Origin of the sequence: Nostoc sp. (genome assembly GCF_035638895.1) — a bacterium.
In the GTDB taxonomy this organism is placed as follows: Bacteria; Cyanobacteriota; Cyanobacteriia; order Cyanobacteriales; family Nostocaceae; genus Nostoc.
In genome coordinates this window covers 1-3,947 of the sequence record NZ_DASQZC010000693.1, presented here as the reverse complement: position 1 = coordinate 3,947, position 3,947 = coordinate 1, and the positions used below count along the sequence as shown (strand labels likewise).

The window sequence follows — 3,947 nt, the reverse complement described above, 5'->3', positions numbered from 1 at the left end:
GACCCTTTAGCAGCAGCAGCTAGCTGCACAAATCCTTCTGTAGAAGCCTTTAGCGGAACCTTCAAATCCTCAACCGTCTTACGGACAAAAGCTAGATTCTGAGCGCCCCCCGATGATCCGCCTGATGCGAAATTGAGGGCAGTTTTGAGGCGATCGAGTTCAACATAAGCTTTAAAGGCGTTAACTGATAGTTCGGTGAAGAAATTTTGGATATAAGCGATCGCTCCAATTGCCAAAAAGCCTTTAACGAGTCCCGCGATCGCTTTAATGCCTTTGAGTTCCAGTCCTGAGAATTTACTCAGTATATTGTCAATAAAGCTGAATTTTTCAGGAGCCAAAGACGAGACATTAACATCAATATCAATCTTGCCTTCAGCCTGCATCTTTTTAAGATTATTGGTGTAGATATCAATTTCATGATTGATAAGCTCAAAGGGGATTCCTAACTTACGCAAAGCTCCTTCTAGTTCGCCAATTGCCGCGCTCAAAGACAAAAAATTCTTATTTGATTGATTTTGCCCGAATTTAGCTGAAGCTTCGCCCACTTTGCCAAAGGCATCTTGTAAATTCAACAGAGACTTCGTTTGCTCAACACTGGGGGATTCTCCTACTTTAGTGCCGACTAAATTTGCAATCCCTTCAGCATTCTCTGTAATATATCGCGCCTTCTGAACGGTAGCACTTCTAGATCGCTGTTGAAAAAATTGTCGCGGGTTGGCGCGAATTTCTTGAACCGTCTTGCCTCGTCTTTGTTCAGCATTAGCTTCAGCAGTGGCTATATCTGCGTTCAGTAAATCTTTTCTAAATGATGGATTAGCAGAATTCACCTCTTCCAATTGTTTTAGTCTAGCGTTGGTCTGCTCGATCACTTTTTTTTGAGCTTCAGCTTGCTCCAGTAATCGCTTTGCCGCCTCCATCTCTTTTTTTGTTTGGGCAAAGGCAATTTTGGCTTTTGCCTCTTGCACCTTAGCTTCAGCCTCCATTCGCGCTTCCGCTTGAGCAATTTGGCGACCATAAAAGTCTCCATAAGCTGAAGAATTCTGCTTGCCATTTTTTGCTTGCGAGACGAGTTTGAGTAGTTGCGCTTTGGCTGATGCTAAAGTATTTTCAATATCATCCGATACAGCAAATAATTCAACCCCTTGTGATTGTTGATTGTTTTGAATTGTTTGTGCTTTAAATTGCTGATTTGATCCTGGTTGGGATGCTCGCAATGCTGGGGAATAGGTGCGATATTGGCGCTCAAGAGTACCTTTGAATTGCCCTAATTTTTGCCGCGCCTGACCTGATAAATCACCGCGGTTTAATTGCTCGGTGGCAAGGGCAATTTGATTATCAATTTCAGTGAGAGTAGCAGCCGCTAAATCTTGGTTGACTACTTTGCGATCGCGTGGCTTCCCTTTGAAAGATTGCTTCAGGTTAGCAGTGATTGAAGCTTGCGCTTCTGTTGTTTGTTTGAGTAATTCAGCCTCAGAAAGCGGTGCTGATTTCTTGCTTGATTGAACCTTGGCGATCGCAACTTTCTTTAATTCAGCAGGAACAGCTTCTATCTGTGCAATTACAGCACTGAGACTAGAGCCAAGCTCCTGCTGAAGTTGTGTGATTTCTTCGGCTGTTAGTGATTCAATGTTGGCGGCTTTGTTTAAGAGGGGTTCTAAAGATTTTGATAAATTCTCAAACTGAGCAAATACTTGAGTTATTTCACCTTCTAAAGTAGCCCCGTACTGCTGCACTAGTCCCTGTATTGGCTGGATTTTCTTGATTGACTCTATTTGCAGATTTTTGAGTAATTTTTCTGCATTGGCTCCAGCTACTCCAAAGGCTTTCTGAAATTGCTCAACAGCACTTTCTTTCTGGAACTGCGCCGCAATTTTAGGCGTATTTCTAGCAGCGAATACATAGGCATCTGATTCTAATTTTCTAGTAACAGTCCTTGCCTGTTCGGGCTGAATACTAGTGGAACCTTCGATAAGCTTACCAAACTGGCGTGCTTCCTGCTGTGTTGGGGTGGCTAAAGGGATGGCGGCAGATTCTCCCGCTAGTGGATTTACTTTTCCAAGCCCAAACTGTAATGCGTGCCGTAATTCGTGAACAAGGGTATCAATTATTTGCTGATTAAGCTGCCCCTTTTGGATAAGTTGATAAACTTCTGGGGGTACGTTAACGCGATTGCTTTCTGGAGCGTAAGAACCAAGTACCCCAGGCTTCAATTTACTGGAGCTAGCTAATTGTGGAATCATGCCTGCGGGAATTTCACCCACTCCAGATAACGCCGCAACTTGCTGAAAAATTTTCTGGTAAGCAGCAGGTAAGTTATCTTTTTGTGTTTTTTTTGATATCGATGGCGCAACACCTAAAACCTCGGATGCCCTGCCTATCCCTCCTAGCTCCTGAGATAGCTGCTCATACTCTTGCATCTGAGGAGCGATCGCTTTTTTTCTTTGCGCTAACTCCGCACGCCTGCTGCTAAATTGTTTATTAAGCTCTCTATTGACAAACTTTCCTTGAATTCCTGCAAGGTATTTAGCTTCTTGAAATTGTAATTCTTTTGTGGATATTTTGGAGGGGTCTGTGTCAGGACGAGGAATTGCAGCAACTGCCGATCTAATTCTGTTAGCCTTGGGTGCTTCACCCTGCGCTTCAAGGCTTGCTGCCAGTTTTTCAAAAGTTTTAACTTGCTGCTCGTACTCTTTAATCCTTTTTTTGATTAATCGCTCAGGAGTTAATTTAACCTTGAATCTCTCGGCTATTTTTTGTAGCCGCTGCTGTTCGGATGTGTAATCAGCAGCAAAGGTTTGAGAATCTTGCCGGATACCTGGTAAAACCGCGCCTATTTCAGTTCCTAATTGCTTTAGCCTTGCAGGTTTACCCTGCTTGGACGCTCTTTCGTAATCAGACTGCACTTGCTCTGTTGCAGTTTGCTTGTCCTTCAAGGCGGATGTAGAGGACTGTGATCTCCTAACAGCAGATGCTGTAAAAACTTTCTCCTCCCCAAGTACAAGCCTTGCCTGTTCTGCTACTTCCTGCATTAAGCCCGGCACTAGTTTTTTGAAGGCTAACCCAAGAGATTCAACAACTCCTTCTCCAATCGCCTCTCCCACAATCGAGCTACTACCAATACTGTCAGACAAGGCGCTTCCAATCGCACTTTTTATACCAGAACTGATACCAGAACTAAGTTCTTCTCCCAGTTTTAAGCCAGCACCAGCAAAAATAGTGCCAAGCGCAAGGGAAGCCGCCTTCAAAGGGAGCAGGATTACACCCAGTAAACCCGATCCGATGCCAACAGCAGCCTTGAGCAATCCTCCAGTCAATACAGCAAAGATATTCTTGCTGGAAGCACCACGAACACCTTTCTCAACCGCTTTACTGATGTCCCCTTCAATAGAATCAGCGTCTAAAGTGACTTTGGTTTTTTCTTTTAGTGGAGATTTATTGCCATCAATATCTAAATTAATCTTGATTTTAGAGTTTTTAAAATAGCTCTCAACCTTATTGACAACGCCCTTGAGCTTAGATTCATCAACTGAATCTAAACCCTGCATTAACCCAAGCGTTGCATACTTACCAATCTCCCGAAAAACCTTTGACGGTGACTGAATCCCTAGTTGCGACTTAACCGATCGCACCATCGAATCAACGGCAGATTTACCCGCATCCTCAGCCCCAGAGAACCCCTGAGTAAATCCCTCGGCAGCATGCCGCCCAATCTCTGTAAACTGGGCTTTAATCGCTCCTTTATCCGCCCTAATCTCAACATCAATTGGGGTGATCCGCCCAATTCGCTTTAGCTTTTCTTGAAAATCTTTGACATTGGGAGCTAAATCGATTTTGATGGGGTCGATATTAGCCGAGAGTTTCTTGATTTGTTCGTTGAATTTTGAAGAGTCTATCTCAACGGGAATAAATATTGGTTGTAGTTGCTGTAGTTGCGATCGCAGTCCCTT

1 protein-coding gene is annotated in these 3,947 nt (G+C 43.8%); it reads right to left on the bottom strand.

The features are described 5' to 3' along the window. Window positions 1-3,947: hypothetical protein (locus VE944_RS32965; protein WP_324987661.1), on the bottom strand; the 3,947-nt coding region annotated here is incomplete at both ends.